The following is a 21,757-nucleotide window of genomic DNA, read 5'->3' as shown; positions in this document are numbered from 1 at the left end:
GGCCAGCGGCGATCTATGTGCGTTAGCCAGCCAATCGTTTGCTCATATAGACCGTCACACCATTCAGGAACGGCTCTTCCCGATCCACGCTATAGCCATGCCTCTTGTAGAGCGACACATTCGCTTCGAACGCTCCATTGGTCAGCAGGCGAAGCTCGGGACGTCCTGCTTCGATCGCCTTGCGCTCGGCCAGCTCCAGCAACAGCCGGCCGATCCCCCTGCCCTGCGCCTGCGGGACGACGCAGAGATTCTCGATCCAGAGGTGGTCGTCGGCCAGGATGGTTTCGATCATCCCGACGATCTGATCGCCCTCGACGGCGAGATCGAACGGATGCTCGGCAACGGCCTTGTCGTAGTCGGCGCGCATCGGCAGCGGCTCGCGGCCGATCACCGGCACCCATTTGGCATAGGCCGCCCGAACGATATCCCTGATCGCGGCGGCATCCGACGCCGCGGCCGGCCGAAGCCGGATGGAAGAAACGATGGTCATCAAAGTGCTCCAGACATGAAAACCCCGCCGACCTGTTTGAGGTGAGCGGGGCTGGAAACGAATGAACCGTGCCTATCCTGCCGGTCTTTTTCGTCGCGCAATCAGCTTGCCGCTCCGCACTGTGCAGGTGCGGCGTCGCTTGGTGATGACGGGTGCAAAGACGAACATGGCGCCAAGCTGGAGCAGGAAACGCAGCGTTGTCAAGGCGACCGCTGAAATCGGAAATGTCTCATGTCATGGAAACCCTATATGCCTTGCGGCAGCGGCAATTGATGAGGACAGGATATGACCGGAACGCTAGGCAAGGCGGTGCGGATGGTCGCCATCCTGAACCTTGGCTATTTCGGTATCGAGTTTGCCGTCGCCGTTTGGATCGGATCTGTATCGCTGTTCGCGGACAGCATCGATTTTCTCGAGGATGCATCCGTCAACCTGCTGATCATGGTTGCGCTGGGCTGGACTATCCGTAATCGAGCGCGGCTTGGAATGGCGCTGGCCGGGGTACTTCTGATCCCGGCTTTGGCGACCCTTTGGACGGCTTGGGAGAAGTTCAACGTTCCAATCCCGCCAGCGCCCGTTCCGCTAACGCTTACCGCGGCTGGCGCGATCCTCGTCAACCTGTCGTGCGCGCTGATGCTCGCTCGCTATCGCCATCACAGCGGCAGCCTTACCCACGCAGCATTCTTGTCGGCGCGCAACGATGTCCTGGCCAATGTCGCAATCATTGCCGCCGGCCTGGTCACGGCATTTGTGTGGAACTCGGCCTGGCCAGATATTGTCATTGGCCTTGCAATCGCCGTCATGAATGCGGACGCTGCCCGCGAGGTTTTCACGGCCGCAAGACGCGAGTTCGCAGAAAGCCAAATTTCAAACTGAGACACGACCGCCCGATCCGGGCACGATCCTTGCGGCTTCAATACTCCTGCGCCGTCGGCCTAAACAGGATCTCGTTGATGTCGACCTCGTCGGGCTGGCTCATGGCGAACACCACCGTCTTGGCGAAGGAATCGGCGGGGATGGCCACCCGGTCGTAGAGCGCGCGCACGCCTTCGGCGACATCGGCCTCTGTGACGCTGTCGGGCAGCTCGGTCGCCACGGCACCGGGCGAGATGATGGTGGTGCGGATGTTGTAGGGTTTTACTTCCTGCCGCAGGCCCTCCGAGATGACACGCACCGCGTGCTTGGTGGCGGCATAGACCGCCCCGCCCGGCCCGACCTTGTGGCCCGCGACCGACGATACGTTGATGATGTGGCCGCTCTTCTGCGTCTTCATGTGCGGCAGTGCCGCGGCAATGCCGTAGAGCACGCCCTTGATGTTGACGTCGATCATCCGGTCCCAGTCCTCGACCTTGCCGCGCTCCAGCGGCGAGTGCGGCATCAGGCCGGCATTGTTGATGATCACGTCGACGCGGCCATGAATCTTGACCGCATGGTCGACCAGACGCCGGACCTGGCCGACATCGGTCACGTCGGTCGCCAGGATGGCGTCCTTGCCAAGCGACAACTCGCCGGCGAGCGCCTGCAGCCGGTCAAGGCGCCGCGCGCCCAGCACCAGCCTTGCGCCCTCTTTCGCCAGAAGCCGCGCGGCAGCTTCGCCCAGCCCGCTGCTGGCGCCGGTGATGACGACGACCTTGCCCTTGATGTTCTCGGTCATGATGATGTCCTTTCCGATCTTCAGCTTCGCTGCCCACGGCAGCCCTCGGCGTTCGAGTTGGCGGCTCAGCCGGGCATTTTGATCTTGCCCAGCCAGCCTGTGACCTCTTCAAGCGTCTCGCGCTCCTGGTCGCACTGTTTGGAAAAACCTTCGATGAGCCGCGCCGCTGGTGCATGGTCGGCGAGGGCTTTCAGGCTCTGCCCCAGGCCGTAGCCGCCATGGGTGATGAACGGCACCAATGTCTTGCCGGACAGATCGTGTGTCGCCAGGAAGGAGCGGATCACCGAAGGCGCGGTCATGCCCCAGATCGGAAATCCGAGGAACACCGTCTCGCAGGATTCGATGTCGGGCACCGTGGCGGCGAGCGGCGGTTCGAAACCGGACACCCGCTGCTGCTCCGCCACCGCGACCTGCTGCTCGTAGTCTTCCGGGTAGGGATCGACGGTCCGGATCTCGAAAAGATCCGCACCGAGGGCCCGGCTGATCTGGCGCGCGATGACACGCGTGTTGCCGGTGCGGGTGTAGTATGCCACCAGAATTTTTGCGCCACCCGCCTGCCGCGCGTTCGACGCGGCGGCAGGCAGGCTCGATCCGGCACCGACACCCAGTGGAAATGCAAGCGCGGTCATCAGTGCACTCCGTCTTGAGACCGGTTGGCTCATCTCGCCCTCCTGCGCTTGGCTCTAGCGCCCGACCCTCGCCTGCAGATGCGCCGGATAGCGGTCGCCTTGCACGGTGATCGTGGACACGGCGCTCTCGATGTCGCGCAATTCGTCGGCGCTCAGCACGACGCTGGCCGCGCCGATGTTTTCCCTCAGGCGGCTGATCTTGGTGGTGCCGGGGATCGGCACGATCCACGGCTTCTGCGCCAGCAGCCAGGCCAGTGCGATCTGCGCCGGCGTCGCCTGCTTGGCCTTTGCAATGGCGCCGAGCACGTCGACCAGCGTCTGGTTGGCCTTGCGCGCCTCGGGCGAGAAGCGCGGCACGATGTTGCGGAAATCGTCGCTGGCGAAAGTGGTGGCCTCGCTGATGGCGCCGGTCAGAAACCCCTTGCCCAGCGGGCTGAACGGCACGAAGCCGATGCCGAGTTCTTCCAGCGTCGGAATGACCTCCTTCTCCGGCTCGCGCCACCACAGCGAATATTCGCTCTGCAGGGCCGCGACCGGCTGCACGGCATGCGCACGGCGGATGGTCTGCGCGCCGGCCTCCGAGAGGCCGAAATGCCCGACCTTGCCCTCGGCGATCAGTTCCTTCACCGCACCCGCCACATCTTCGATGGGCACATTGGGGTCGACGCGATGCTGATAGAGCAGATCGATGTGATCGGTCCTCAGCCGCTTCAGCGCCGCCTCGGCGACCTCCCTGATGTGCTCCGGCCGGCTGTCCATGCCGCGCGACACCTCGCCGCCGGCAAAGCCGAATTTGGTCGCGATGACGACCCTGTCGCGGACCAACGCCAGCGCCTCGCCCAGCAGCTCTTCATTGACGAACGGACCGTAGGCCTCCGCTGTGTCGAAAAAGGTGACGCCGCTGTCGACGGCGGCGCGAATGAGCTCGACGGCCTGCTTTTTATCGGTCGCCGGACCATAGCCATAGCTCAGCCCCATGCAGCCCAGCCCGATGGCTGAGACTTCGAGGCCGTTGTTTCCAAGTGTGCGCTTTTGCATTGTCGTCTTCCTTTGTTCAGGCTTGGTACTGCGCGTCGCTGACATGCTCCATCCAGTCGACCGCCTTGCCGTCGAGCGCTTCCTGGATGGCGATGTGGGTCATGGCGGTGGTGGGTGCCGCGCCGTGCCAGTGTTTTTCGCCCGGCTCGAAACGAACCACGTCGCCGGGCCGGATCTCCTCGACTGGGCCGCCCTCGCGCTGCACGCGACCGCAGCCGGCGGTGACGATCAGCAACTGGCCGAGCGGATGGGTGTGCCAGGCGGTGCGCGCGCCGGGCTCGAAGGTGACGGCGTTGCCGGCCGCACGGGCTGGTGCAATGGCCGCAAACAGCGGGTCGATGCGCACTGTACCGGTGAACCAGTCGCCCGGTCCCTTGGCCGAAGCTTGAGAGCCGCTTCGCTTGATGTCCATGGTTTCTTCCCTTCGTCTGCGCCGGGCAGGACACTGCGACCGGTCATCAGGGTCGCCGAGCCGCCCAATTGTGATGATGCCAATCTAGGGCCTGCGATTGCCCATGATTAGCTGCTATAGCCGGCATGTACTTATGAGAAGGGCTCATGAATGCCGCGAGACAATCTGAACGAGCTGACCGCCTTCCTTGCCGTCGCGCGCGAACAGAGCTTCACCAGGGCGGCGGCCAAGCTCGGCGTTTCCCAATCGGCGCTCAGCCATACGGTGCGCGCACTGGAGGAGCGGCTGGGCGTGAGGCTTCTGACGCGCACCACGCGCAGCGTCTCACCGACCGAAGCCGGCGAGCGCCTGGTTCGCACCATCGGGCCAAGGCTCGACGAGATCGAGACTGAGCTCGCCACGCTCAGCGCCTTGCGGGAAAAACCCGCCGGCACCATCCGCATCACCGCCGGCGAGCACGCAGCCGATGCGATCCTGTGGCCGGCGTTGGCGAAATTCCTGCCCGACTATCCCGACATCAGGATAGAGATCATCGTCGACTACAGCCTGACCGACATCGTCGCCGAGCGCTACGACGCCGGCGTGCGGCTCGGCGAACAGGTGGCGCGCGACATGATCGCGGTGCGCATCGGCCCCGATATGCGCATGGCGGTGGTCGGGTCGCCGGCCTATTTCGCCACGCGGCCGAAGCCACGCGTGCCGCAGGACCTGACCGACTACAATTGCATCAATCTGCGGCTGCCGACCTATGGCGGGCTCTATGCCTGGGAGTTCGAGAAGGCCGGGCGCGAGCTGAAGGTGCGGGTCGAAGGCCAGTTGGTGTTCAACACAGCCGCGTTGCGCATGAATGCCGTGGTCGCCGGATTGGGACTCGCCTATCTGCCCGAGGACCAGGCGCGCACGCGGCTTGCCGGTGGCGAACTGGTGCGGGTGCTTGCCGACTGGTGCCCGCCCTTCCCCGGCTACCACCTCTATTACCCCAGCCGCCGGCAGGCGACGCCCGCGTTCTCCCTGCTGGTCGACGCGCTGCGCTACCGGGATTAGAACGTCTGGACTGGTCGTTCTATCTTCCTGCGCGACCGAGGTCTTTTCCAAGGACGCCAGCACCGGAGCAATCGCCGTGACCGTGACCGACCTCTACCGAGGCTACATCGCCTGCCTCAACGATCAGGATTGGCGCAACCTGCACCGGTTCGTTCACGACGAGGTGCACTACAACGGCAACCGCGTCGGGCTGTCGGGTTACCAGGAAATGCTGGAGCGCGATTTTCGGGAAATCCCGGATCTCTATTTCGACATCCAGCTGCTGATCGCCGAACCGCCGTTCATAGCCAGCCGGCTCCAGTTCAACTGCACGCCGAAGGGAACCTTCTTCGGCCTGCCCATCAACGGCCGGAAGGTCTCCTTCAGCGAGAACGTCTTCTATGAATTTCTCGACGGCAGGATCAGGCACGTCTGGTCGATCATCGACAAGGCGGCCATCGAAGCGCAGCTTTGATGCAGATCGGCCAGAAGGCGACGTCTGCGCCGCCCCTCATCTGGCTGCCGCCATCTTCTCCCCGTGGAACGGGGAGAAGGACGCCATCATCGACGATTTCGCCAATTGCCGTCGTTGCCGCAGCTTTTTTCTCCCCGTTTGCGGGGAGAATGCCCGGCAGGGCAATGAGGGGCGGCGTTAGCGCCCGAGGAATCGTTCGTAAAAATCGATCGTTCTAACGAGAATAATTCGTTGGAAAGATCGGTGTAGGAATGACATTCTCCCAGCGTACCCGCCTGGAGCATTGCATTGTCTTCCGTTTCCCACTTCGCGAACGATATTCCGGAAAGCGCGTTTCCTGCCGATCTGGCACAAGGGCGAAAATCCCTCAATTGGAATGGAATCGTCCCCGGCATCGTCCTTGTCACGATGATCACTGCCGTCGCCTTCTCGGCCCGCAATGTCTCCGGCTTCGCCTTGTTCAGCCCGATGATCCTCGCCGTGGTCGCCGGCATGATCTACTCCAACGTGCTCGGCACGCACGCCCATGCCAAGGCCGGCATCGCATTCTCGCAAAAGCGGCTGCTTCGCTTCGCCATCGTGCTGCTCGGCTTCCAACTGACGCTGGGCCAGGTCGTCTCGATCGGCGCCGGCGGCGTCGGCATTGTTGCGCTGACGCTTGGCGCCACCTTCGTTTTCACCATCACGCTCGGCCGGCTGATCGGCGTCGACGCCAAGCTGGCGCAGTTGATCGCCGCCGGCACCTCGATCTGTGGCGCCTCGGCCATCGTCGCCACCAACATCGTCACCGATGCCCGCGACGAGGACGTCACCTACGCCGTCGCTTCGATCACTTTGTTCGGCACCGTCGCCATGCTCGGCTTTCCGCTCATGGCGCCCATGCTCGGCCTCGACCAGCACGCTTTCGGCCTGTGGGCCGGTGCTTCGATCCATGAGGTGGCGCAAGTCATCGGCGCAGGTTTCCAGAACGGCACCCAGTCCGGCGAGATCGCCACCGTCGCCAAGCTGACCCGCGTCGCCATGCTGGCGCCGATGGTCGTAGCACTCGGCCTGATGGCCCGCCGCAAGAGGAGAGACCACTCGGCCGCAAGGCCGCCCATGCCGTGGTTCGTCGCCGCCTTCGTCACTGTGGTGGCACTGAACAGCCTGGTCACGGTGCCAGCCGAGGTGAAGTCGGCAATGGTGCTCGCCACCACCATCATGCTGACCATGGGGCTGGCCGCCATGGGCCTGCAGGCCGACATTTCGCAGTTGCGCTCACGCGGCCTGCGCCCGCTGGCGCTCGCCTTCTCGGCCTTCCTGTTCATCGGCTGCTTCAGCCTGATGCTGGTCAAGCTCGCCTAGAACCCAAAGGTAGTCCTCTACGGCGAACGACCGTCATTCCTTAACGAGCAGCTCAGTCCTCGAAGGAACTCGCCGCGGCATAGATCGCCGCCAGCGTCTCGATACCGGCCTGGTCGGCCTTGTCGAAGCGGGCGGGCAGCGGGCTGTCGAGATCGAGCACGCCGAAGACACCGTCATCGTCCTCGAGCAGCACGACCAGTTCCGAACGCGAATCGGCGTCGCAGGCGATGTGGCCGGGAAAATCATGTACGTCCTTGATCAGCATCGAGGTGCCGAGTTCGACCGCGGTTCCGCACACGCCCTTGCCGACGGCGATGCGTACGCAGGCCGGCTTGCCCTGGAACGGTCCGAGCACCATTTCCTCGTCCGACTGCAGGAAATAGAAACCGGCCCAGTTGAGGTCCGGCACCATCTGGAAGATCAGTGCCGCGGTGTTGGCCGCGTTGGCGATCGAATCGCGCTCGCCGTCGAGCAGCGCCTTCAGTTGCGCGGCGAGGTCGCGATAGAATGCGGCTTTGTCTGACGTGTCGATGGCCTTGGCCGCAAACATGAACTTGTCTCCGTATCGAGAATAGCGGTTCCGTTTCCGCAAGCTCTCTGCACCAAACGACCACCGGACGATACTAGCGTGAATTCCGGTCGTCGCGAAAGCCGGGAGAAGACATCCCGATACCGCCGACAGGAAGGTGTCTGGCTGGACTATGCTCGGCCCGCGATCGAACTCGCGCCACTGACACGCGACGTGGTGCTGAGGTTGAGCGGAAAGTAGAGACGTACGTGCCGCCGCCTCACATCGGGCGTCTGGGCTCGCTCTTTGCTGGCGTTGCCGTGTCGGAATCGGATTTCTTGTGCTTGTCGGCGGCAATCCTGCGGATGCGGTCGAAGCGGCTTTCCTCGGTTTTTTCGGTCGTGACGACCGTCTCTGGCTTCCGCACGAACGTGATCATGGATCCGTCTCCTGGGCTAGAGGCCTGCGCGCCGGGAGAAATCCCCCGGCGGTAGTTGTCCCAGGCTCCAATGAAGAGCCGGCGTGGCTGATTCAGGTCAGGCCTGAAAGGTGGCTTCCATGAAGCCACCTTCGCAGGCCGGCTGAATCCTAGTAGCCGCCCATGCCGCCGCCACCGCCGCCTGCCGGCGTGGCATCCTTGGCCGGGATGTCGGTGATCATCGCTTCGGCGGTGATCAGCAGGGCCGCGATCGAGCCGGCATCCTGCAGTGCGGTGCGCACCACTTTAGCCGGATCGACGATGCCTGCCTTGATCATGTCGACATAGGTCTCGTTCTGGGCGTCAAAACCCTGATTGTGGTCCTTGCTGTCGGTGAGCTTGCCGACGACGATCGAACCTTCGACGCCGGAATTCTCGGCGATCTGGCGGATCGGCGCTTCGAGCGCGCGCAGCACGATCGTGATGCCGGCCGTGACATCGGCATTGGCGCCGGTCAGGCCACCAAGCACCGAGCGGGCACGCAGCAGAGCCACGCCGCCGCCGGGCACGATGCCTTCTTCAACCGCGGCGCGCGTTGCGTTCAGCGCGTCGTCGATGCGGTCCTTCTTTTCCTTGACTTCCGACTCGGTGACCCCACCGACGCGGATGACGGCAACGCCGCCGGAGAGCTTGGCCAGCCGCTCCTGCAGCTTTTCCTTGTCGTAGTCGGAGGTCGTCTCTTCGATCTGGCCCTTGATCTGGGCGACACGCGCCTGGATCGTTGCCTTGGTGCCGGCGCCGTCGATGATGGTGGTGGTGTCCTTCTCGATCAGCACGCGCTTGGCACGGCCGAGCATCTCGATGGTGACGTTTTCGAGCTTGATGCCGAGGTCCTCGGAGATCATCTGGCCCGATGTCAGCACGGCGATGTCTTCCAGCATCGCCTTGCGGCGATCGCCGAAGCCAGGCGCCTTGACGGCCGCGACCTTGAGGCCGCCGCGCAGCTTGTTGACGACCAGCGTCGCCAGAGCCTCGCCCTCGACGTCCTCGGAGATGATCAGCAACGGCCTGCCGCTCTGCACCACCGCTTCGAGGATCGGCAGCATCGCCTGCAGATTGCCGAGCTTCTTCTCGTGGATGAGGATGTAGGGCTCTTCCAGCTCGACGCGCATCTTGTCGGCATTGGTGACGAAATACGGGCTGAGATAGCCGCGGTCGAACTGCATGCCTTCGACGACGTCGAGTTCGGTCTCGGCGGTCTTGGCTTCCTCAACGGTGATGACGCCGTCATTGCCGACCTTGTCCATCGCCTTGGCGATCATCTCGCCGACGCTGGCATCGCCATTGGCGGCGATGGTGCCGACCTGTGCGATCTCGGCCGACGACTTGACCTTCTTGGCGCGCGCCTGGATTTCCTTGACCACGGCGGAAACCGCCTGGTCGATGCCGCGCTTGAGATCCATCGGGTTCATGCCAGCGGCGACGAGCTTGGCGCCTTCGCGCAGGATCGAGGCGGCCAGCACGGTTGCGGTGGTGGTGCCGTCACCGGCGAGGTCGTTGGTCTTCGAGGCCACTTCGCGCACCATCTGCGCGCCCATGTTCTCGAACTTGTCGGCAAGCTCGATTTCCTTGGCGACGGTGACGCCGTCCTTGGTGATGCGCGGCGCGCCATAGGCCTTGTCGATGATGACGTTGCGGCCCTTGGGGCCGAGCGTGACCTTCACCGCATTGGTGAGGATCTCGACGCCGCGCAGCATGCGGTCGCGCGCATCGGTGGAGAATTTGATTTCCTTGGCAGACATGATTTTTTATCCAGTTCGGTTGAGGAAGGCAGAGCCCTCCATGATCAAAGCCCGGAGCGTCCCTTGCGCATCCCGAAGGACACGCAGCGCTCCAATCAGGCGGCCTTCTTGGCAGGCACGGTCTTCTCGACGCCGGTTTTGTCGATAACGCCCATGATGTCGGCTTCCTTCATGATCAGAAGGTCCTCGCCGTCGATCTTGACCTCGGTGCCCGACCATTTGCCGAACAGGATGAAGTCGCCGGCCTTGACGTCGAGTGGAACAAGCGCGCCGTTCTCGTCGCGTGCACCCGGTCCGACGGCGATGACTTCGCCTTCCTGCGGCTTTTCCTTGGCATTGTCGGGAATGATGATGCCGCCCTTGGATTTGATATCGCCTTCAGCGCGACGAATGACGACGCGGTCGTGGAGTGGCCGAAATTTCATGGGAACTTCTTTCTGGGGCCGGCACAGGCGGCCACGCCCGTCCTTTATAGACGCGTTGGCACTCGATAGATAGGAGTGCCAAAAATTATTCGCGAGCCAGATTAAATATTCAAAAGTATTATTTCGGCCAGCCGTTTCGTGCTATCCGCAGAGTGTCAAATATTTCAAAAGATTGAATTTTGCCGATCGAGTGCCTATTTATCGGACAAGTTCATTTTCACGATTTCAGGCACAAGGGAGATTTCTTCGATGGCCGAAGGCAATCAGACGATCATGGAAAAAGCTGAAGCCCGCTTTGTCGACAAGCAGAAAAAGACAGCGGAGAAAAACAAGGCAACCGCCGAATACATGTCCGAGGCAAGGGCCCGAGAGATCAAGACGGCAAGGCTGAGGGAGCTGCGGCTGGCCAAGGAAGAGGCCGACCGCGTCGCCGAGGCCCTCAATCCGACGCCGAAGAAGAAGCGGGTGACCAAGAAGGCCGCCGCGACGGAGGTCAAGACATGAGCCTCACCTTCCCCAACCGCAGCCGCAGCTATGACGAAGCTGGCAAGCGCATCCGTTTCGTCGGCCATGACGGCATGTTCCAGATCTCCTTCTCCGTCGCCGCCGACGCCATGGCCAAGATGCGGCCGGGAACCGCGGCCGACGAAGCCGGCTACCTCCAGACATTCGACACCGAGAGCAGCGCTATCCGCGAGGTGGCGTCGAAAGCCTACGACCGCACCCACAAGAGCATGTATGTGCTGACGGCAGCCGATTTCGGCTGATCAGCGCAATGCATGTCGCTCAAAACGAAGATTGAAGATCCATCTCCTCGACCATCGCGCGTATCTTCGCGGCCTTTTCAAAATGGTCGAGGCGGTGCGTTCTGATCCACCATTCGGCGGCTTCCATCAAGAGTTCGGGGTCGTCGTTCCTGTTGGCGAAGAACGCATAGAACGACACGCCGACGCCGGCCCCCTTTTCGGAAATCTTGCGGTCGCAGACCTCCAGTATCTTCTGCTTCAGGCTGGCTCTCACGGGAATCCTTTGATTTGCGGTGCGGCGGGTTTCTGCCGGCGGCGGCTGCGGATCAGGCCTTGCGCTCAGCCCGCTCGCGGCGTTTGACGTCGCGGACATTCATCTGCACGACCATGTCCTCGGCCTCACGCGAGCCCATCCCGACCATCACCTTTTGCCGGACCACGGCAGGCTGGCCGGTGAAGACGTCGATGATGCTCCAGCTCTGGGGAAGCTCCATGCGCAGCGTGTAGCGGTTGGCCATGTCGGTCAGCCCTGCATCATGAAGAACACGGCGCCCAGGATCAGCACCGTCCAGGCGATGACCGACAGTTTCAGCACCATGCCGCCATGCACCGCCAGAAGCTCCCGCAGGCGCGGCACGACGCCTGCCGAACGGACCGGCGCTGCTATCGAGGTGACAGGCGGCTTGAGGCCAAGTTTTCCAAAGACGGGCAGCAGCGGCGGTTCACGCACGAAAAGACCTCGAATGTCGGGAAGAGTGGAGCAAGGACGCTCTTGGCCCTTCCATAGCACTCTTTTCGCAAGCGCCCTGCATGCCAAATGCAAATAAGGCACCACCGATTGCATTGTTGGAAGATGTGCGCGCCAGGTCGGCGAGCGCTATACAACAACAGCCGCCAGCTCTCATGCCGCGGCGCTGCGGCCTCTCACGCTGGCCTCGGCCTTGAAGATGCGGAACGTATTGCGCCCTGCCGCCTTGGCGGCATAGAGCGCGGTGTCGGCCTGCGCGAACAGATCGCAGGGCGCGCCGGCTTCGGCGAAGGCGATGCCGACCGAGGCGCCGAGCCCGAGCGACTGGCCGCAAGCCGCGACCGGCTTGCCCATCGCCTCGATGATGCGGCGCGCCAGCCCGGAGACCGCGCCGCGGTCGAGATGCGGCCCAACCAGCACCGCGAACTCATCGCCGCCGACGCGCGCCACCAGATCGGCCTCGCCGCAGCCGGCGGCAAGCCGTTTCGCTGCTTCCTTCAGGCATTCGTCGCCGACGACATGGCCGAACGTATCGTTGACGGCCTTGAAGCCGTCGAGGTCGACCAGGAGCAGCGCGCCGAGCGGGCGGCCCTCATCCGCATGCGCAAGCCGCGCCTGGAAGCGGCCGCGATTGGCCAGCCCCGTCATAACGTCATATTCGGCGAGATAGCGCATCCGGTCCGACAGGATCTTTTCCTCGGTGATGTCCTGCTTCATACCGAAGATGCGCACGGGAACGCCCGCCTCGCACTCGACCGTCGCGGTGATGCGGATCCAGCGGCTGCGGCCGGCGAAAGTCGTGATCTCGGCGTCGAGATTGAAGCCGCTGCGCTCGGCGATCGCCCGGCCGCGCATCGTGTCCAGCGCCTTGCGCGACTCCGCCGGGTAGCACTTGACGATCTCCGAGCGATCGAGCACCGAGCCACGCGGCAGGTCGAACAGATCATAGACCACGTCGGTCCATGCCAGTTGCTCGCCGGGCAGGCTGCATTCCCACACGCCGAGGCGCGCGGCGACCGAGGCGCGGTCGAAGATCTTGCGGCTGTGCACCAGCGAGAGCTCCTGGCTGGCGATCAGGGCCGCCTGAGCCGCGAGTTCCGCCTTGAGCCGGGCGATGGTGGCCGCGTTACGGCGTCGGTCGTCAGCGCCTTGCATGGCCGCCGTCACGCCGGCGCGAGGCGCGGCGCTCGGCCGCGCCGGGCCTTTCGGACTGTAGGGCGTATCGGACATGACGGAGCTCTGCTGTCTTGGAGGGAGACCACCATGGCCCGCAAGCAATTAACACTTCGCTCACAATCCGTGGGTTCCTCGCCCCACGGAGAGGTGGCTCGGCGCAGCCGAGACGGAGAGGGCGAGCGGCTCGACTTTTCATGAACTCGGCGTGAGACGCCAACGCCGCCCTCTCCGTTCGTTTCGCGGCCACCTTCCCCGCTTTGCGGGCGAGGAACCCCAGGCCCTGCTACCTCAGGCCTTCGTCCTGCCGATGGAGCTCCAACCACTTTTCCCCTTGAACGACCATCTGATCTGGCCTAGCCTTGGATTGAGAAAAGGTTTTTCCAAACAGTTCCGATCGGGTTTAGCTGTGCTGGGTCTTTTTCGGGCCTTAAGAGAAAACCTTTTCCCAACCAAGGATTCTCGGCGCCATGCCATCGGACGATCTGCCTGTCCCGGTCTTTTCCAAGCCAGTCACCTTGCGTGACGTGGCCGCGCAGGCCGGCGTCAGCGTCGCCACCGCCTCCAAGGCGCTCAACGACCAGGGGCGCATGACCGCCGAGACGCGCGAGCGCATCCGCGAGACGGCCCGGCGTCTCGGCTTCCGGCCCAACAGCCTGGCGCAGAGCCTGCTCAGGCGGCGCAGCTTCACCGTCGGCCTGCTCACCAACGATACTTATGGCCGCTTCTCGCTGCCGCTGATGTCGGGCATTTCGGACGCGCTGGTCGACAATGGCGTCTCGGTGTTCCTGTGCAATGTCGAGGAGGATCCGCGTCTTGGCCAGATGCATGTGGACGCCATGCTCGACAAGCGCGTCGACGGCATCATCGCCACCGGCAAGCGCATCGACCGCCATCTGCCCGTCGACCTCTCCAATCTGCGCGTCCCCGTGATCTATGCCTTCACGCAGCCCGATCCCGACGCCATCGCCTTCGTTTCGGACGACGCCGACGGCGCCCGGCTGGCCGTCGAGCATCTGTGCCGGCTGGGCTGGAAGCGCATTGCGCATGTCACCGGGCCGGCAAGCTTTGCAGTGGTGCACGCCCGCGCCCAGGCTTACCGCGACGTGCTGATCGAAACCGGCCTGCCGGTCACCGAGCCGCTGCTCGGCTCCTGGTCGGAAGCCTGGGGCCACGAAGCGGTGGCGCAGCTGTTCGACGGCCCAGGACTTCACGGCGGCAAGAGCGAGAGGCCGGACGCCGTCTTCTGCGGCAACGACCAGATCGCGCGCGGCGTCATCGATGCCTTGCGCGAGCGTGGCTTGAGCGTTCCCGGCGATGTCGGCGTCATTGGTTTCGACAATTGGGAGATCGTGGCCGAGGCGACGCGCCCGCCGCTGACCTCTGTCGACATGAACCTGGTCGCACTCGGGCGCGAGGCCGGGCTGACCCTGCTTTCGCTGGTCGGCGGCAAGCCCGCCGCGCCGGGCATTCGAAAACTGCCGTGCCGGCTGGTGGTGCGACAGTCATGCGGCCATCCGCTGGATGGCTGAAGACGAAGCGCCGCGTGATCGGCGCCAAGCCGCGGAGCGCGGCCAACCCTGGAGGAGGAGAACATGAGGAACCTGATTGCCAAACTGGCCCTGGCCGCTGCCGTTCTGGGTAGCGGTCTCGGCACTGCCGCCGCCGAGACGGCCAACATCTGGGTGCGCGCCGACGGCTCGAATTTCATGCCGAGGATCGTCGACGCCTACAACAAGGCGCACACCAACCAGGTCAAGCTGGACATCATCCCCAATGCCGAGATCATCCCGAAATACGGTGCCGCGGCCGCCGGCGGCACCGCGCCCGACGCGCTGTCGCTCGACCTGATCTACACGCCCTCCTTCGCCGCCGCCGGCCAGCTGGAGGACATCACCGACTGGGCCAAGTCCCTGCCCTATTTCGCCAGCCTGTCGCCGGCGCATGTGAAGACCGGCACCTACAAGGACCACATCTACGGCCTGCCCTTCTCCGCCGACGCCTCGGTGCTGATCTGGAACAAGAAACTGTTCAAGCAGGCCGGCCTCGACCCCGAAAAAGGCCCGGCCAACTGGGCCGAGATCGCGGCCGACGCCGAGAAGGTCAACGCGCTCGGCGGGAACATCAAGGGCTTCTATTTCTCCGGCAATTGCGGCGGCTGCAACATCTTCACCTTCACGCCGCTGATCTGGGCGTCTGGCGGCGACATCCTCTCGGAGGACGGCTCGAAGGCGACGCTGGACAGCCCGCAGCTGCGCGGCGCCATCGATCTCTACCGCTCGATGGTCAAGAAGGATCTGGTGCCGGCAGGCGCGCAGACCGACACCGGCGCCAACTTCTTTGCCGCCTTCGCCGCCGGCAATATCGGCATCTCGCCGTCCGGCGCCTTCGCCATCGGCGCGCTCAACACCCAGTACCCCGGTATCGATTACGGTGTCACCTTCCTGCCGGGCAAGGATAGCGGCTGGTCGTCCTTTGCCGGCGGCGACAATTTCGTCGTCACCAAGGGCACCACGAAACTGCCCGTGGTGAAGGAGTTCCTCGATTTCGCCTATTCGCTCGAAGGCCAGACGATCCTCGCCAAATACGGCAGCCTGCCGGTGCGCGGCGACATCGCCAAGGAGGCGCTGAAGGATCTCGACCCGCGCTACCAGATCGCCGCCGAGGCCATGGCCAAGGGCCGCACGCCCTATTCGGTGGTGTTCAACGACCTGATCAACTCCGCCAACGGGCCGTGGACGCAGATGATCAACGAGGTCTTCTTCGGCGACGATGTCGACGGCGCGATCGCCAATGCGCAGGAGACGATGCAGTCGATCATCGACCAGGCGCCGCAGAAATAAGCGCCAACCCACCTGCCCCTCGAGGGGAGGTCGGACCGCAGGTCCGGGTGGGGTCGTCGTCTCGGCAGCGCTCGACGTTCCTTTTTCGTCGGCATGCTTCGCAGAGGACCCCACCCCCGGCCTTCGGCCGGGCCCTCCCCTCGAGGGGAGGGGGACGCAGCGCCAAGGGAACAGCCATGACCTCCATCGCAGCAGCCACCGCCCCGCCCCGCGCCCGCAAACTCGCTAGCCGCCGGCAGTGGATCGGCCTGCTCTATGTCGCGCCGGCTGTCGCGCTGGTCGTCGTCTTCTTCCTGATCCCGCTCGGCATGACGGCGTGGATGTCGCTGCACAATTGGCCCTTGATGGGCGAGCACAGCTATATCGGCCTCGGCAACTATGTCGCCATCCTGCGCGACACCAGGTTCTGGAACGCGCTGCGCTTCACCGCCTACTACACCGTGATCGTCACCATCGCGATCTTCGTGGTGGCGTTTCCGCTGGCGCTGTTCGTCGAACGGCCGCGGCCGCTGACCAATCTCTACCGGACGATGTTCTTCATGCCGGCGGTTGTCGGTTTCGCCTCAGCCAGCCTGCTCTGGTCGTGGCTCTTGAACGTCGATTCCGGCCTGTTCAGCCCGGCCGCCTACGACCTCGGGCTGATCGACAAGAAGTTCAACCTTTTGGCCACCTTCCAGCCGGCCTTCTGGTCGATCATCGCCATGGTCGTCTGGAAGGTCGCCGGCTTCACCATGATCATCCTGATGGCCGGCCTGCAATCGATCCCGCAGGACCTGCAGGAGGCGGCCGTCATCGACGGTGCCGGTCCTTTCGCCAGGTTCAGGGCGATCACCCTGCCGCTGATGCGCCGTACGCTCGCCCTGGCGCTGATCCTGTCGGTCGCCGGCTCGATCCTTGCCTTCGACCAGTTCTACATCATCCTGCGCGGCGGCCCGCGCAACCAGACGCTGACGGCGGTCTACTGGATCTTCAACCAGTCCTTCGTGTCGTTCAAGCTCGGCTATGGCGCGGCGCTGTCCATGGTGCTGCTCGTCGTCCTGGTGGCGCTCAGCCTCGTCCAGCTGTGGCTGTTGCGCAAGCCGGAGGGGCTCGACTGATGGCGCAGGCCGCCTCCCGCAACCGCAAGCTCGCCGCCCGCATCGGCGAGCATTCTACCGGCATCATCGCTTCGGTGCTGTTTGCGGCGCCGATCGTGTGGGCGATGCTGTCAGCCTTCAAGCCGGCGCAGGAAGCGCGCCAGCCGCCGCTGCCGCCCTGGCCGACATCGGGCTTCTCGCTGGAGAACTATGCCACGCTCAACAGCTTCGGCGACGGTCTGTGGGTCTCGGCGCAAAACAGCATCTATGTCTCGGTGATGACCGTGGTGCTGTCGGTCGCCGTCAGCGTGCTGGCCGGCTACGGCTTTTCGCGCTTCCGGTTTCCGTTCAAGGACCTGTTCTTCATCCTCATCCTGTCGACGATCATGATCCCGTTCCAGTCGATCCTGACGCCGATCTTCCTGGTGCTGACCAAGCTCGGCCTGCACAACACGCTGACCGGCCTGGTCGGCGTCTATGTGACGCTGCAACTGCCGTTCTCCATCTTCATGATGCGCAACGCCTTCGATGCGGTGCCGCGCGAGATCGAGGAAGCCGCCCGCATGGACGGCGCCAGCAATCTCACCATGCTTGTGAAAGTAATGCTGCCGCTGGTCTGGCCGGGCGTCGTCACCATCGCGCTGTTTGCCTTCCTCGGCGCCTGGAACGAATTCCTCGCCGCTCTCGTGCTGATGACCGACCAGTCCAAATTTACGCTGCCGGTGATGATGACCGCACTGCAGTCGGGCCGCTTCGGCGCCATCGACTGGGGCGCGGTACAGGCCGGCGTCACCGTGATGATGGTGCCGTGCCTGATCCTGTTCCTCGCTTTGCAGCGCTTCTACATCCGCGGCCTGATGGCCGGGGCCGTTAAGTAATCGACCGAATGGAGTAAGTTTCATGACCGCATCGCAAACCGCAAAAAAGGCCAAGCCGGAAGCCAAGCCGAAACTCGCCTTCCGTCCGCTGCCGGTGCCGCAGGTCGACGTGCACGGCTTCTGGGGCGACCGTGCCGACGCCGTCGCCGCGCGCACCGCCGACATCCTCTACGAGCGCTGCGTCGAGTCCCGCATGCTGGAGCAGATCGATCCGGACCGCCCCTCGCCCGGAATCGTCATCCCGTTCCACTCGCCCTCTCCCGACGAAGCCGACCGCCAGGGCGCCGAATTCACCGGCTCGACGGTGACCACGCAGATGTTCTGGGATTCCGATCTCGGCAAGACGATCGAGACCGCGGCCTATTCGCTCTACCGGCGCAAGAACCCCGAACTGGAACAGAAGATCGATGCCGTCATCGACATGTATGAGAAGTTGCAGCAGGAGGACGGCTATCTCTCCAGCTGGTACCAGCGCATCCAGCCGGGCAAGCGCTGGACCAATCTGCGCGACTGCCACGAGCTCTATTGCGCCGGCCATCTGATCGAGGGCGCGGTCGCCTACTACCAGGCGACGGGAAAACGCAAGCTGCTCGACATAATGAGCCGCTATGCCGACCACATCGCCTCGGTGCTGGGGCCGGAGCCTGGCAAGAAGAAAGGCTATTGCGGCCATGAGGAGATCGAGCTGGCGCTGGTCAAGCTGGCGCGGGTGACCGGCGAGCAGAAGTACATGGATCTGGCGAAGTACTTCATCGACCAGCGCGGCCAACAACCGCATTATTTCGACGAGGAGGCGCGTGCCCGTGGCGCAGACCCGAAGGCCTATCATTTCAAGACCTATGAATACAGCCAGTCGCACAGGCCGGTGCGCGAGCAGGACAAGGTCGTCGGCCATGCGGTCAGGGCGATGTATCTCTATTCGGGCATGGCCGACATCGCCACCGAATATGGCGACGACACGCTGCGGACAGCGCTCGACCGGTTGTGGGACGATCTCACCACCAAGAGCCTCTACATCACCGGCGGACTGGGACCGTCGGCGCACAATGAGGGTTTCACCAGCGATTACGACCTGCCCAATGAGAGCGCCTATGCCGAGACCTGTGCCGCCGTCGGCCTGGTGTTCTGGGCCAGCCGCATGCTCGGCATGGGGCCGAACACCCGCTACGCCGACATGATGGAACGCGCCCTCTACAATGGCTCGATCTCGGGCCTGTCGCTCGACGGTTCGCTGTTCTTCTATGAAAACCCGCTGGAAAGCCGCGGCAAGCACAACAGGTGGAAATGGCACCGCTGCCCCTGCTGCCCACCCAATATCGGGCGCATGGTCGCCTCGATCGGCAGCTATTTCTACAGCCTGGCCGACGATGCGCTGGCCGTTCATCTCTATGGCGATTCGACAGCTCGCTTCGATATATCAGGCACACCGGTGAGCTTGACGCAGGCAAGCCGCTATCCTTGGGACGGCGACGTCGAGATCACGGTTGAACCGCAGGCGCCGGTAGCGTTCACGCTGCACCTGCGCATCCCGGCCTGGAGCACCGGCGCCGAGTTGAAGATCAATGGCGAGGCGGTCAAGCTGGCTGAAATCACCAGCGACGGCTACGCCGCGATCCGGCGGACATGGAAAAAAGGCGACCAGGTGCGGCTCGATCTCGAAATGCCGATCGAGCGGCTCTACGCCAACCCGCAGGTTCGCCAGGATGCCGGCCGCGTCGCGCTATCGCGCGGTCCGCTGATCTACTGTGTCGAGGCGACCGACAATGACAGCCAGCTGCATCGCCTGTCCCTGCCGAGGACGGCCAGCGTCGAAGCCCAGCACCAGCCGGAGCTTCTCGGCGGCGTGGTGACGCTGTCGGCTACAGCACTTGCCGACGCCGCCGACGGCTGGCAAAGCGGGCTCTACCGGCCCGAGCCGCCGGCCACCGCCGAGACGCGGCTGACCGCCATTCCCTATTTCGCCTGGGACAACCGCGAGGCCGGCGAAATGCTGGTGTGGCTCAGGGACGGGTGAACGATGTTTGGTGTATCGGCGGCGGCGACGACCGATCGAATCCCGGGCTCGACTGTTTCCGCGGTTTCCGGCTTGTGGTCCACGTAGCGCATTCGCAGGCGCAGGAATGGCGCTTCGACCCATGTGTAGCTGAAATAGCCGATCGGAATTGCCGCCACGAAGCAGAGTGCGGACCAGAGGCATGCAATGTAGAAATTGCTGATGCTCATGACATTCGTGTCTATGAACGCAGTCAACGGCCCGATGAAGAACAGGTGCAGAAGATAGATCGAATAGCTGTAGGCCCCCGCCTTCTCCAGGATCTTGAACGGCAGACTTGTTCGCTTCTTGGAAAAGCTCATGTCGTAGTAGGCGATGCCGAATGAATAGGCCGCCGCCTCCAGGGTTGGCAGGATGATCCATATCCAATGAGGCGACGGATAGCCCTCCAGCCGGTAGAATCCGCCGGCGGCATCGAGCCACGAGAAGAATCCCGAAAATGCTATGAGAACGGCCAGCGCCAGCCAGTGCCGGTTCTTCGCGTGGGCACGCAGGTGGAAGGCAAGTATGCCGGCCAGAAACTGATCCACATGTCCTATGATGGTCCAGTACGCTACCGACTGCACCTCGCCGACTTCCACATACAGCGCGGACCTCAGCAGAATGGCTGCCGCGATGAACAGCAGGGGCGCGAACACGGACCACCTGGATGCCATCAGCAAAAACGGCAGCAATATATAGAAATGGGCTTCGACGGTTATCGACCAGCCTCCATTCGGAAGCGTTGGGAAGATGAATCCCTTGGCGATATCCGTGACATACTCATCCAGGGACTGGCCGACCAGATATCTGCGGTAGGCCTCGATGCCCAGGACGACCAGCAGCAATGGCAGCAGCCTGAGCGCCCTGTTGGCAAAGAAGGGCAGATATCTGACCTGTTTTCCGTCGAGGAGCTTGGCAAACAGATAGCCGGAGAGCGCCATGAACAAGGAAACGCCGGTGTGCCCTTCATCCAGAATGCTGAACATGGGTAAGGCCGGTACGAAGTCATAGGTAGCTGGCGCCTCTGGCGCCTGGATCAGAAAATGCCAGGTGAAGACCAGAAAGGCCGCAAGCCCTCGAATGTGGTCAAGCGCTGGATAATGCTCTCCGGTGGAGGATTTCATAGTTGGCCCACGCGCACCGAGTCTGGCGCCGGTGTTCAAGTCATCGTTGGGACAGGACTATTTTCGATTCATTAAATTCTCGCTACTTCGACTTCCGAAATCAAAGCTTTGCTTCGCAAAATGCTTTGGCCTCAAGCATCCTTGGCCTGCATGCCTCGAATCTCCTCGGCCACCAACACCTGCAACGCCCACAGATTGCGGTCACGGATGCCGCAGGCTTCGAGGTGGCGGATGGTCTCGAACAGATATTCCGCACCCGACCCCCAATGGCCGACGGCTGTCGCCAGCGTCGCCGCGATCGCCCGCTTGTCGAGCTTGCCGGCATAGCGCGGATTGGCGGGATCGACGACGAAACCGAGCGCACGGCATGCGCCGCCTTCGGTCCTGACCTGCAGCCAGCGCGGCACGTTGACGGCTGGCAGGATGGTCATCTCCCGGCGCAGCAGCGCTTCGAGGTTGGCGGCCACCGGCTCGGCGATCTCGAACACCATGCCCTGGCACTGGCCGCCGCGATCGAGCGCCATCATCAGGCCGGGCTGCTCGACCGTGCCGCGAAAGCGCCGCACCGTGAAACAGAACGACCGATGCCAGCCGGTCGCCACCGCCCGCTCGCCGCCCCTCACCTCGCCGGCGGGTTTCCACAGCAGCGAGCCATAGGCAAACAGTTTCACAGGCCCGGCCGGAGCCGTGGCCAGCACCTCGTCGCGGATGCGCGCATAGTCGGCATCGGTCATGTGGACCATGCCCGGCGTCGGCCCTGCATCCTCGACCGCGCGCATGGTGCGCGCCACAAGCGCTTCGGTCAGCGCCATCGGCGCCTTGCGCGGCGATACGGCAGAAATCGGCTTGTTCATGTTCGCGCCTCAGGCATCGCACCATGTTGCCCAAGGCAAGCAGATTCTCAAGGGCCGGCCAG

26 protein-coding genes are annotated in these 21,757 nt (G+C 63.5%); 11 read left to right on the top strand and 15 right to left on the bottom strand.

All coding sequences use genetic code 11. The features are described from left to right. Nucleotides 1-22: 22 nt before the first annotated feature. Entirely contained in the window at nucleotides 23-490 is a 468-nt protein-coding gene (locus ACZ89F_RS07675) for a GNAT family N-acetyltransferase (RefSeq protein ID WP_476091141.1), read from the bottom strand. A gap of 285 nt (nucleotides 491-775) precedes the next feature. On the opposite strand from ACZ89F_RS07675, the gene ACZ89F_RS07670 reads away from it, so the two are divergent. Next, nucleotides 776-1,366 (top strand): cation efflux transmembrane domain-containing protein, encoded by a 591-nt coding sequence (locus tag ACZ89F_RS07670; protein ID WP_476091140.1) that lies wholly within the window; start codon nucleotides 776-778, stop codon nucleotides 1,364-1,366. A gap of 37 nt (nucleotides 1,367-1,403) precedes the next feature. On the opposite strand, the gene ACZ89F_RS07665 is transcribed toward ACZ89F_RS07670, so the two are convergent. From ACZ89F_RS07665 to ACZ89F_RS07650, 4 genes are all read right to left on the bottom strand, one after another. Then, nucleotides 1,404-2,144: an SDR family oxidoreductase gene (locus tag ACZ89F_RS07665; RefSeq protein WP_476091139.1), complete on the bottom strand. Its 741-nt coding sequence runs from the start codon at nucleotides 2,142-2,144 to the stop codon at nucleotides 1,404-1,406. Between the two features lie 65 nt (nucleotides 2,145-2,209). After that, nucleotides 2,210-2,773, bottom strand: coding sequence for a flavodoxin (locus ACZ89F_RS07660; RefSeq protein WP_476091138.1), 564 nt, complete (start codon nucleotides 2,771-2,773; stop codon nucleotides 2,210-2,212). 54 nt (nucleotides 2,774-2,827) lie between these two features. After that, nucleotides 2,828-3,811: an aldo/keto reductase gene (locus ACZ89F_RS07655; RefSeq protein WP_476091137.1), complete on the bottom strand. Its 984-nt coding sequence runs from the start codon at nucleotides 3,809-3,811 to the stop codon at nucleotides 2,828-2,830. Between the two features lie 16 nt (nucleotides 3,812-3,827). Then, on the bottom strand, nucleotides 3,828-4,223 hold the full coding sequence (locus ACZ89F_RS07650; RefSeq protein ID WP_476091136.1) for a (R)-mandelonitrile lyase: 396 nt from the start codon (nucleotides 4,221-4,223) through the stop codon (nucleotides 3,828-3,830). A gap of 150 nt (nucleotides 4,224-4,373) precedes the next feature. Between ACZ89F_RS07650 and ACZ89F_RS07645 the strand changes: the two genes are divergently transcribed. From ACZ89F_RS07645 to ACZ89F_RS07635, 3 genes are all read left to right on the top strand, one after another. Next, on the top strand, nucleotides 4,374-5,267 hold the full coding sequence (locus ACZ89F_RS07645; protein ID WP_476091135.1) for a LysR family transcriptional regulator: 894 nt from the start codon (nucleotides 4,374-4,376) through the stop codon (nucleotides 5,265-5,267). 76 nt (nucleotides 5,268-5,343) lie between these two features. After that, nucleotides 5,344-5,721: an ester cyclase gene (locus tag ACZ89F_RS07640; RefSeq protein WP_476091134.1), complete on the top strand. Its 378-nt coding sequence runs from the start codon at nucleotides 5,344-5,346 to the stop codon at nucleotides 5,719-5,721. Between the two features lie 288 nt (nucleotides 5,722-6,009). After that, a complete protein-coding gene (locus ACZ89F_RS07635) occupies nucleotides 6,010-7,065 on the top strand; it encodes a YeiH family protein (protein ID WP_476091133.1) in 1,056 nt (351 codons plus the stop codon). A gap of 52 nt (nucleotides 7,066-7,117) precedes the next feature. Here the strand turns inward: ACZ89F_RS07635 and ACZ89F_RS07630 are convergent, their stop codons facing one another. The 4 genes from ACZ89F_RS07630 to ACZ89F_RS07615 form a co-directional block, all read right to left on the bottom strand. Continuing rightward, entirely contained in the window at nucleotides 7,118-7,615 is a 498-nt protein-coding gene (locus ACZ89F_RS07630; RefSeq protein ID WP_476091132.1) for a GAF domain-containing protein, read from the bottom strand. A gap of 238 nt (nucleotides 7,616-7,853) precedes the next feature. Continuing rightward, complete coding sequence (locus tag ACZ89F_RS07625; protein ID WP_476091131.1) at nucleotides 7,854-8,012, bottom strand: hypothetical protein; 159 nt, start codon at nucleotides 8,010-8,012, stop codon at nucleotides 7,854-7,856. Between the two features lie 149 nt (nucleotides 8,013-8,161). Beyond that, nucleotides 8,162-9,793 (bottom strand): chaperonin GroEL, encoded by a 1,632-nt coding sequence (groL, locus tag ACZ89F_RS07620; RefSeq protein WP_476091130.1) that lies wholly within the window; start codon nucleotides 9,791-9,793, stop codon nucleotides 8,162-8,164. A 95-nt stretch (nucleotides 9,794-9,888) separates the two neighbouring features. Further along, the gene (locus tag ACZ89F_RS07615; protein WP_476091129.1) at nucleotides 9,889-10,218 is read right to left on the bottom strand and encodes a co-chaperone GroES; all 330 of its coding nucleotides are present in this window, start codon (nucleotides 10,216-10,218) and stop codon (nucleotides 9,889-9,891) included. 249 nt (nucleotides 10,219-10,467) lie between these two features. Here ACZ89F_RS07615 and ACZ89F_RS07610 point away from each other — a divergent pair, with 249 nt between their 5' ends. Both ACZ89F_RS07610 and ACZ89F_RS07605 read left to right on the top strand, forming a co-directional pair. After that, nucleotides 10,468-10,722, top strand: a complete 255-nt coding sequence (locus tag ACZ89F_RS07610; protein WP_109660335.1) for a hypothetical protein — start codon at nucleotides 10,468-10,470, stop codon at nucleotides 10,720-10,722. Then, nucleotides 10,719-10,985 carry a DUF1488 family protein gene (locus tag ACZ89F_RS07605; RefSeq protein WP_183449972.1) on the top strand — a complete coding sequence of 89 codons (267 nt, stop codon included), beginning with the start codon at nucleotides 10,719-10,721 and terminating at the stop codon, nucleotides 10,983-10,985. Before ACZ89F_RS07610 ends, ACZ89F_RS07605 begins: the two co-directional genes overlap by 4 nt. Before the next feature lie 19 nt (nucleotides 10,986-11,004). Here the strand turns inward: ACZ89F_RS07605 and ACZ89F_RS07600 are convergent, their stop codons facing one another. The 4 genes from ACZ89F_RS07600 to ACZ89F_RS07585 form a co-directional block, all read right to left on the bottom strand. Next, nucleotides 11,005-11,238, bottom strand: a complete 234-nt coding sequence (locus ACZ89F_RS07600) for a DUF6500 family protein (RefSeq protein WP_476091128.1) — start codon at nucleotides 11,236-11,238, stop codon at nucleotides 11,005-11,007. Between the two features lie 52 nt (nucleotides 11,239-11,290). Then, nucleotides 11,291-11,482, bottom strand: a complete 192-nt coding sequence (locus ACZ89F_RS07595; protein ID WP_476091127.1) for a hypothetical protein — start codon at nucleotides 11,480-11,482, stop codon at nucleotides 11,291-11,293. A 5-nt stretch (nucleotides 11,483-11,487) separates the two neighbouring features. Further along, nucleotides 11,488-11,694: a hypothetical protein gene (locus tag ACZ89F_RS07590; protein ID WP_476091126.1), complete on the bottom strand. Its 207-nt coding sequence runs from the start codon at nucleotides 11,692-11,694 to the stop codon at nucleotides 11,488-11,490. A 171-nt stretch (nucleotides 11,695-11,865) separates the two neighbouring features. After that, nucleotides 11,866-12,942 (bottom strand): diguanylate cyclase domain-containing protein, encoded by a 1,077-nt coding sequence (locus ACZ89F_RS07585; protein ID WP_476091125.1) that lies wholly within the window; start codon nucleotides 12,940-12,942, stop codon nucleotides 11,866-11,868. A gap of 413 nt (nucleotides 12,943-13,355) precedes the next feature. Between ACZ89F_RS07585 and ACZ89F_RS07580 the strand changes: the two genes are divergently transcribed. The 5 genes from ACZ89F_RS07580 (at nucleotide 13,356) to ACZ89F_RS07560 (ending at nucleotide 19,696) form a co-directional block, all read left to right on the top strand. After that, the gene (locus ACZ89F_RS07580) at nucleotides 13,356-14,417 is read left to right on the top strand and encodes a LacI family DNA-binding transcriptional regulator (protein ID WP_476091124.1); all 1,062 of its coding nucleotides are present in this window, start codon (nucleotides 13,356-13,358) and stop codon (nucleotides 14,415-14,417) included. A 63-nt stretch (nucleotides 14,418-14,480) separates the two neighbouring features. Beyond that, nucleotides 14,481-15,728, top strand: coding sequence for an ABC transporter substrate-binding protein (locus ACZ89F_RS07575; protein ID WP_476091123.1), 1,248 nt, complete (start codon nucleotides 14,481-14,483; stop codon nucleotides 15,726-15,728). Between the two features lie 176 nt (nucleotides 15,729-15,904). Continuing rightward, nucleotides 15,905-16,825 (top strand): carbohydrate ABC transporter permease, encoded by a 921-nt coding sequence (locus ACZ89F_RS07570; RefSeq protein ID WP_476091122.1) that lies wholly within the window; start codon nucleotides 15,905-15,907, stop codon nucleotides 16,823-16,825. After that, nucleotides 16,825-17,682, top strand: a complete 858-nt coding sequence (locus tag ACZ89F_RS07565) for a carbohydrate ABC transporter permease (RefSeq protein WP_476091121.1) — start codon at nucleotides 16,825-16,827, stop codon at nucleotides 17,680-17,682. The genes ACZ89F_RS07570 and ACZ89F_RS07565 overlap by 1 nt, the downstream gene beginning before the upstream one ends. Before the next feature lie 22 nt (nucleotides 17,683-17,704). Then, on the top strand, nucleotides 17,705-19,696 hold the full coding sequence (locus ACZ89F_RS07560) for a glycoside hydrolase family 127 protein (RefSeq protein ID WP_476091120.1): 1,992 nt from the start codon (nucleotides 17,705-17,707) through the stop codon (nucleotides 19,694-19,696). On the opposite strand, the gene ACZ89F_RS07555 is transcribed toward ACZ89F_RS07560, so the two are convergent. Both ACZ89F_RS07555 and ACZ89F_RS07550 read right to left on the bottom strand, forming a co-directional pair. Continuing rightward, the gene (locus tag ACZ89F_RS07555) at nucleotides 19,636-20,841 is read right to left on the bottom strand and encodes an acyltransferase family protein (protein WP_476091119.1); all 1,206 of its coding nucleotides are present in this window, start codon (nucleotides 20,839-20,841) and stop codon (nucleotides 19,636-19,638) included. The two genes, ACZ89F_RS07560 and ACZ89F_RS07555, sit on opposite strands and share 61 nt — an antisense overlap. A gap of 131 nt (nucleotides 20,842-20,972) precedes the next feature. Further along, nucleotides 20,973-21,695, bottom strand: a complete 723-nt coding sequence (locus ACZ89F_RS07550) for a gamma-glutamylcyclotransferase (protein WP_476091118.1) — start codon at nucleotides 21,693-21,695, stop codon at nucleotides 20,973-20,975. Nucleotides 21,696-21,757 lie beyond the last annotated feature (62 nt).

Source organism: Mesorhizobium sp. USDA 3734 (genome assembly GCF_056279665.1).
The sequence above is the reverse complement of the archived record's forward strand: the minus strand, read 5'-3'. Positions and strand labels throughout refer to the sequence as shown.

Excerpts from the sequence above, each read along its gene's own strand:
- ACZ89F_RS07550 (WP_476091118.1), bottom strand. The coding sequence starts at position 21,695 with ATGAACAAGCCGATTTCTGCCGTATCGCCGCGCAAGGCGCCGATGGCG.
- ACZ89F_RS07665 (WP_476091139.1), bottom strand. The coding sequence starts at position 2,144 with ATGACCGAGAACATCAAGGGCAAGGTCGTCGTCATCACCGGCGCCAGC.
- ACZ89F_RS07595 (WP_476091127.1), bottom strand. The coding sequence starts at position 11,482 with ATGGCCAACCGCTACACGCTGCGCATGGAGCTTCCCCAGAGCTGGAGC.
- ACZ89F_RS07565 (WP_476091121.1), top strand. The coding sequence starts at position 16,825 with ATGGCGCAGGCCGCCTCCCGCAACCGCAAGCTCGCCGCCCGCATCGGC.
- ACZ89F_RS07560 (WP_476091120.1), top strand. The coding sequence starts at position 17,705 with ATGACCGCATCGCAAACCGCAAAAAAGGCCAAGCCGGAAGCCAAGCCG.
- ACZ89F_RS07675 (WP_476091141.1), bottom strand. The coding sequence starts at position 490 with ATGACCATCGTTTCTTCCATCCGGCTTCGGCCGGCCGCGGCGTCGGAT.
- ACZ89F_RS07660 (WP_476091138.1), bottom strand. The coding sequence starts at position 2,773 with ATGACCGCGCTTGCATTTCCACTGGGTGTCGGTGCCGGATCGAGCCTG.
- ACZ89F_RS07650 (WP_476091136.1), bottom strand. The coding sequence starts at position 4,223 with ATGGACATCAAGCGAAGCGGCTCTCAAGCTTCGGCCAAGGGACCGGGC.
- ACZ89F_RS07580 (WP_476091124.1), top strand. The coding sequence starts at position 13,356 with ATGCCATCGGACGATCTGCCTGTCCCGGTCTTTTCCAAGCCAGTCACC.
- ACZ89F_RS07555 (WP_476091119.1), bottom strand. The coding sequence starts at position 20,841 with ATGAAATCCTCCACCGGAGAGCATTATCCAGCGCTTGACCACATTCGA.
- ACZ89F_RS07610 (WP_109660335.1), top strand. The coding sequence starts at position 10,468 with ATGGCCGAAGGCAATCAGACGATCATGGAAAAAGCTGAAGCCCGCTTT.
- ACZ89F_RS07630 (WP_476091132.1), bottom strand. The coding sequence starts at position 7,615 with ATGTTTGCGGCCAAGGCCATCGACACGTCAGACAAAGCCGCATTCTAT.
- ACZ89F_RS07670 (WP_476091140.1), top strand. The coding sequence starts at position 776 with ATGACCGGAACGCTAGGCAAGGCGGTGCGGATGGTCGCCATCCTGAAC.
- ACZ89F_RS07655 (WP_476091137.1), bottom strand. The coding sequence starts at position 3,811 with ATGCAAAAGCGCACACTTGGAAACAACGGCCTCGAAGTCTCAGCCATC.
- ACZ89F_RS07585 (WP_476091125.1), bottom strand. The coding sequence starts at position 12,942 with ATGTCCGATACGCCCTACAGTCCGAAAGGCCCGGCGCGGCCGAGCGCC.
- ACZ89F_RS07605 (WP_183449972.1), top strand. The coding sequence starts at position 10,719 with ATGAGCCTCACCTTCCCCAACCGCAGCCGCAGCTATGACGAAGCTGGC.
- ACZ89F_RS07625 (WP_476091131.1), bottom strand. The coding sequence starts at position 8,012 with ATGATCACGTTCGTGCGGAAGCCAGAGACGGTCGTCACGACCGAAAAA.
- ACZ89F_RS07645 (WP_476091135.1), top strand. The coding sequence starts at position 4,374 with ATGCCGCGAGACAATCTGAACGAGCTGACCGCCTTCCTTGCCGTCGCG.
- ACZ89F_RS07615 (WP_476091129.1), bottom strand. The coding sequence starts at position 10,218 with ATGAAATTTCGGCCACTCCACGACCGCGTCGTCATTCGTCGCGCTGAA.
- ACZ89F_RS07575 (WP_476091123.1), top strand. The coding sequence starts at position 14,481 with ATGAGGAACCTGATTGCCAAACTGGCCCTGGCCGCTGCCGTTCTGGGT.
- ACZ89F_RS07570 (WP_476091122.1), top strand. The coding sequence starts at position 15,905 with ATGACCTCCATCGCAGCAGCCACCGCCCCGCCCCGCGCCCGCAAACTC.
- groL (WP_476091130.1), bottom strand. The coding sequence starts at position 9,793 with ATGTCTGCCAAGGAAATCAAATTCTCCACCGATGCGCGCGACCGCATG.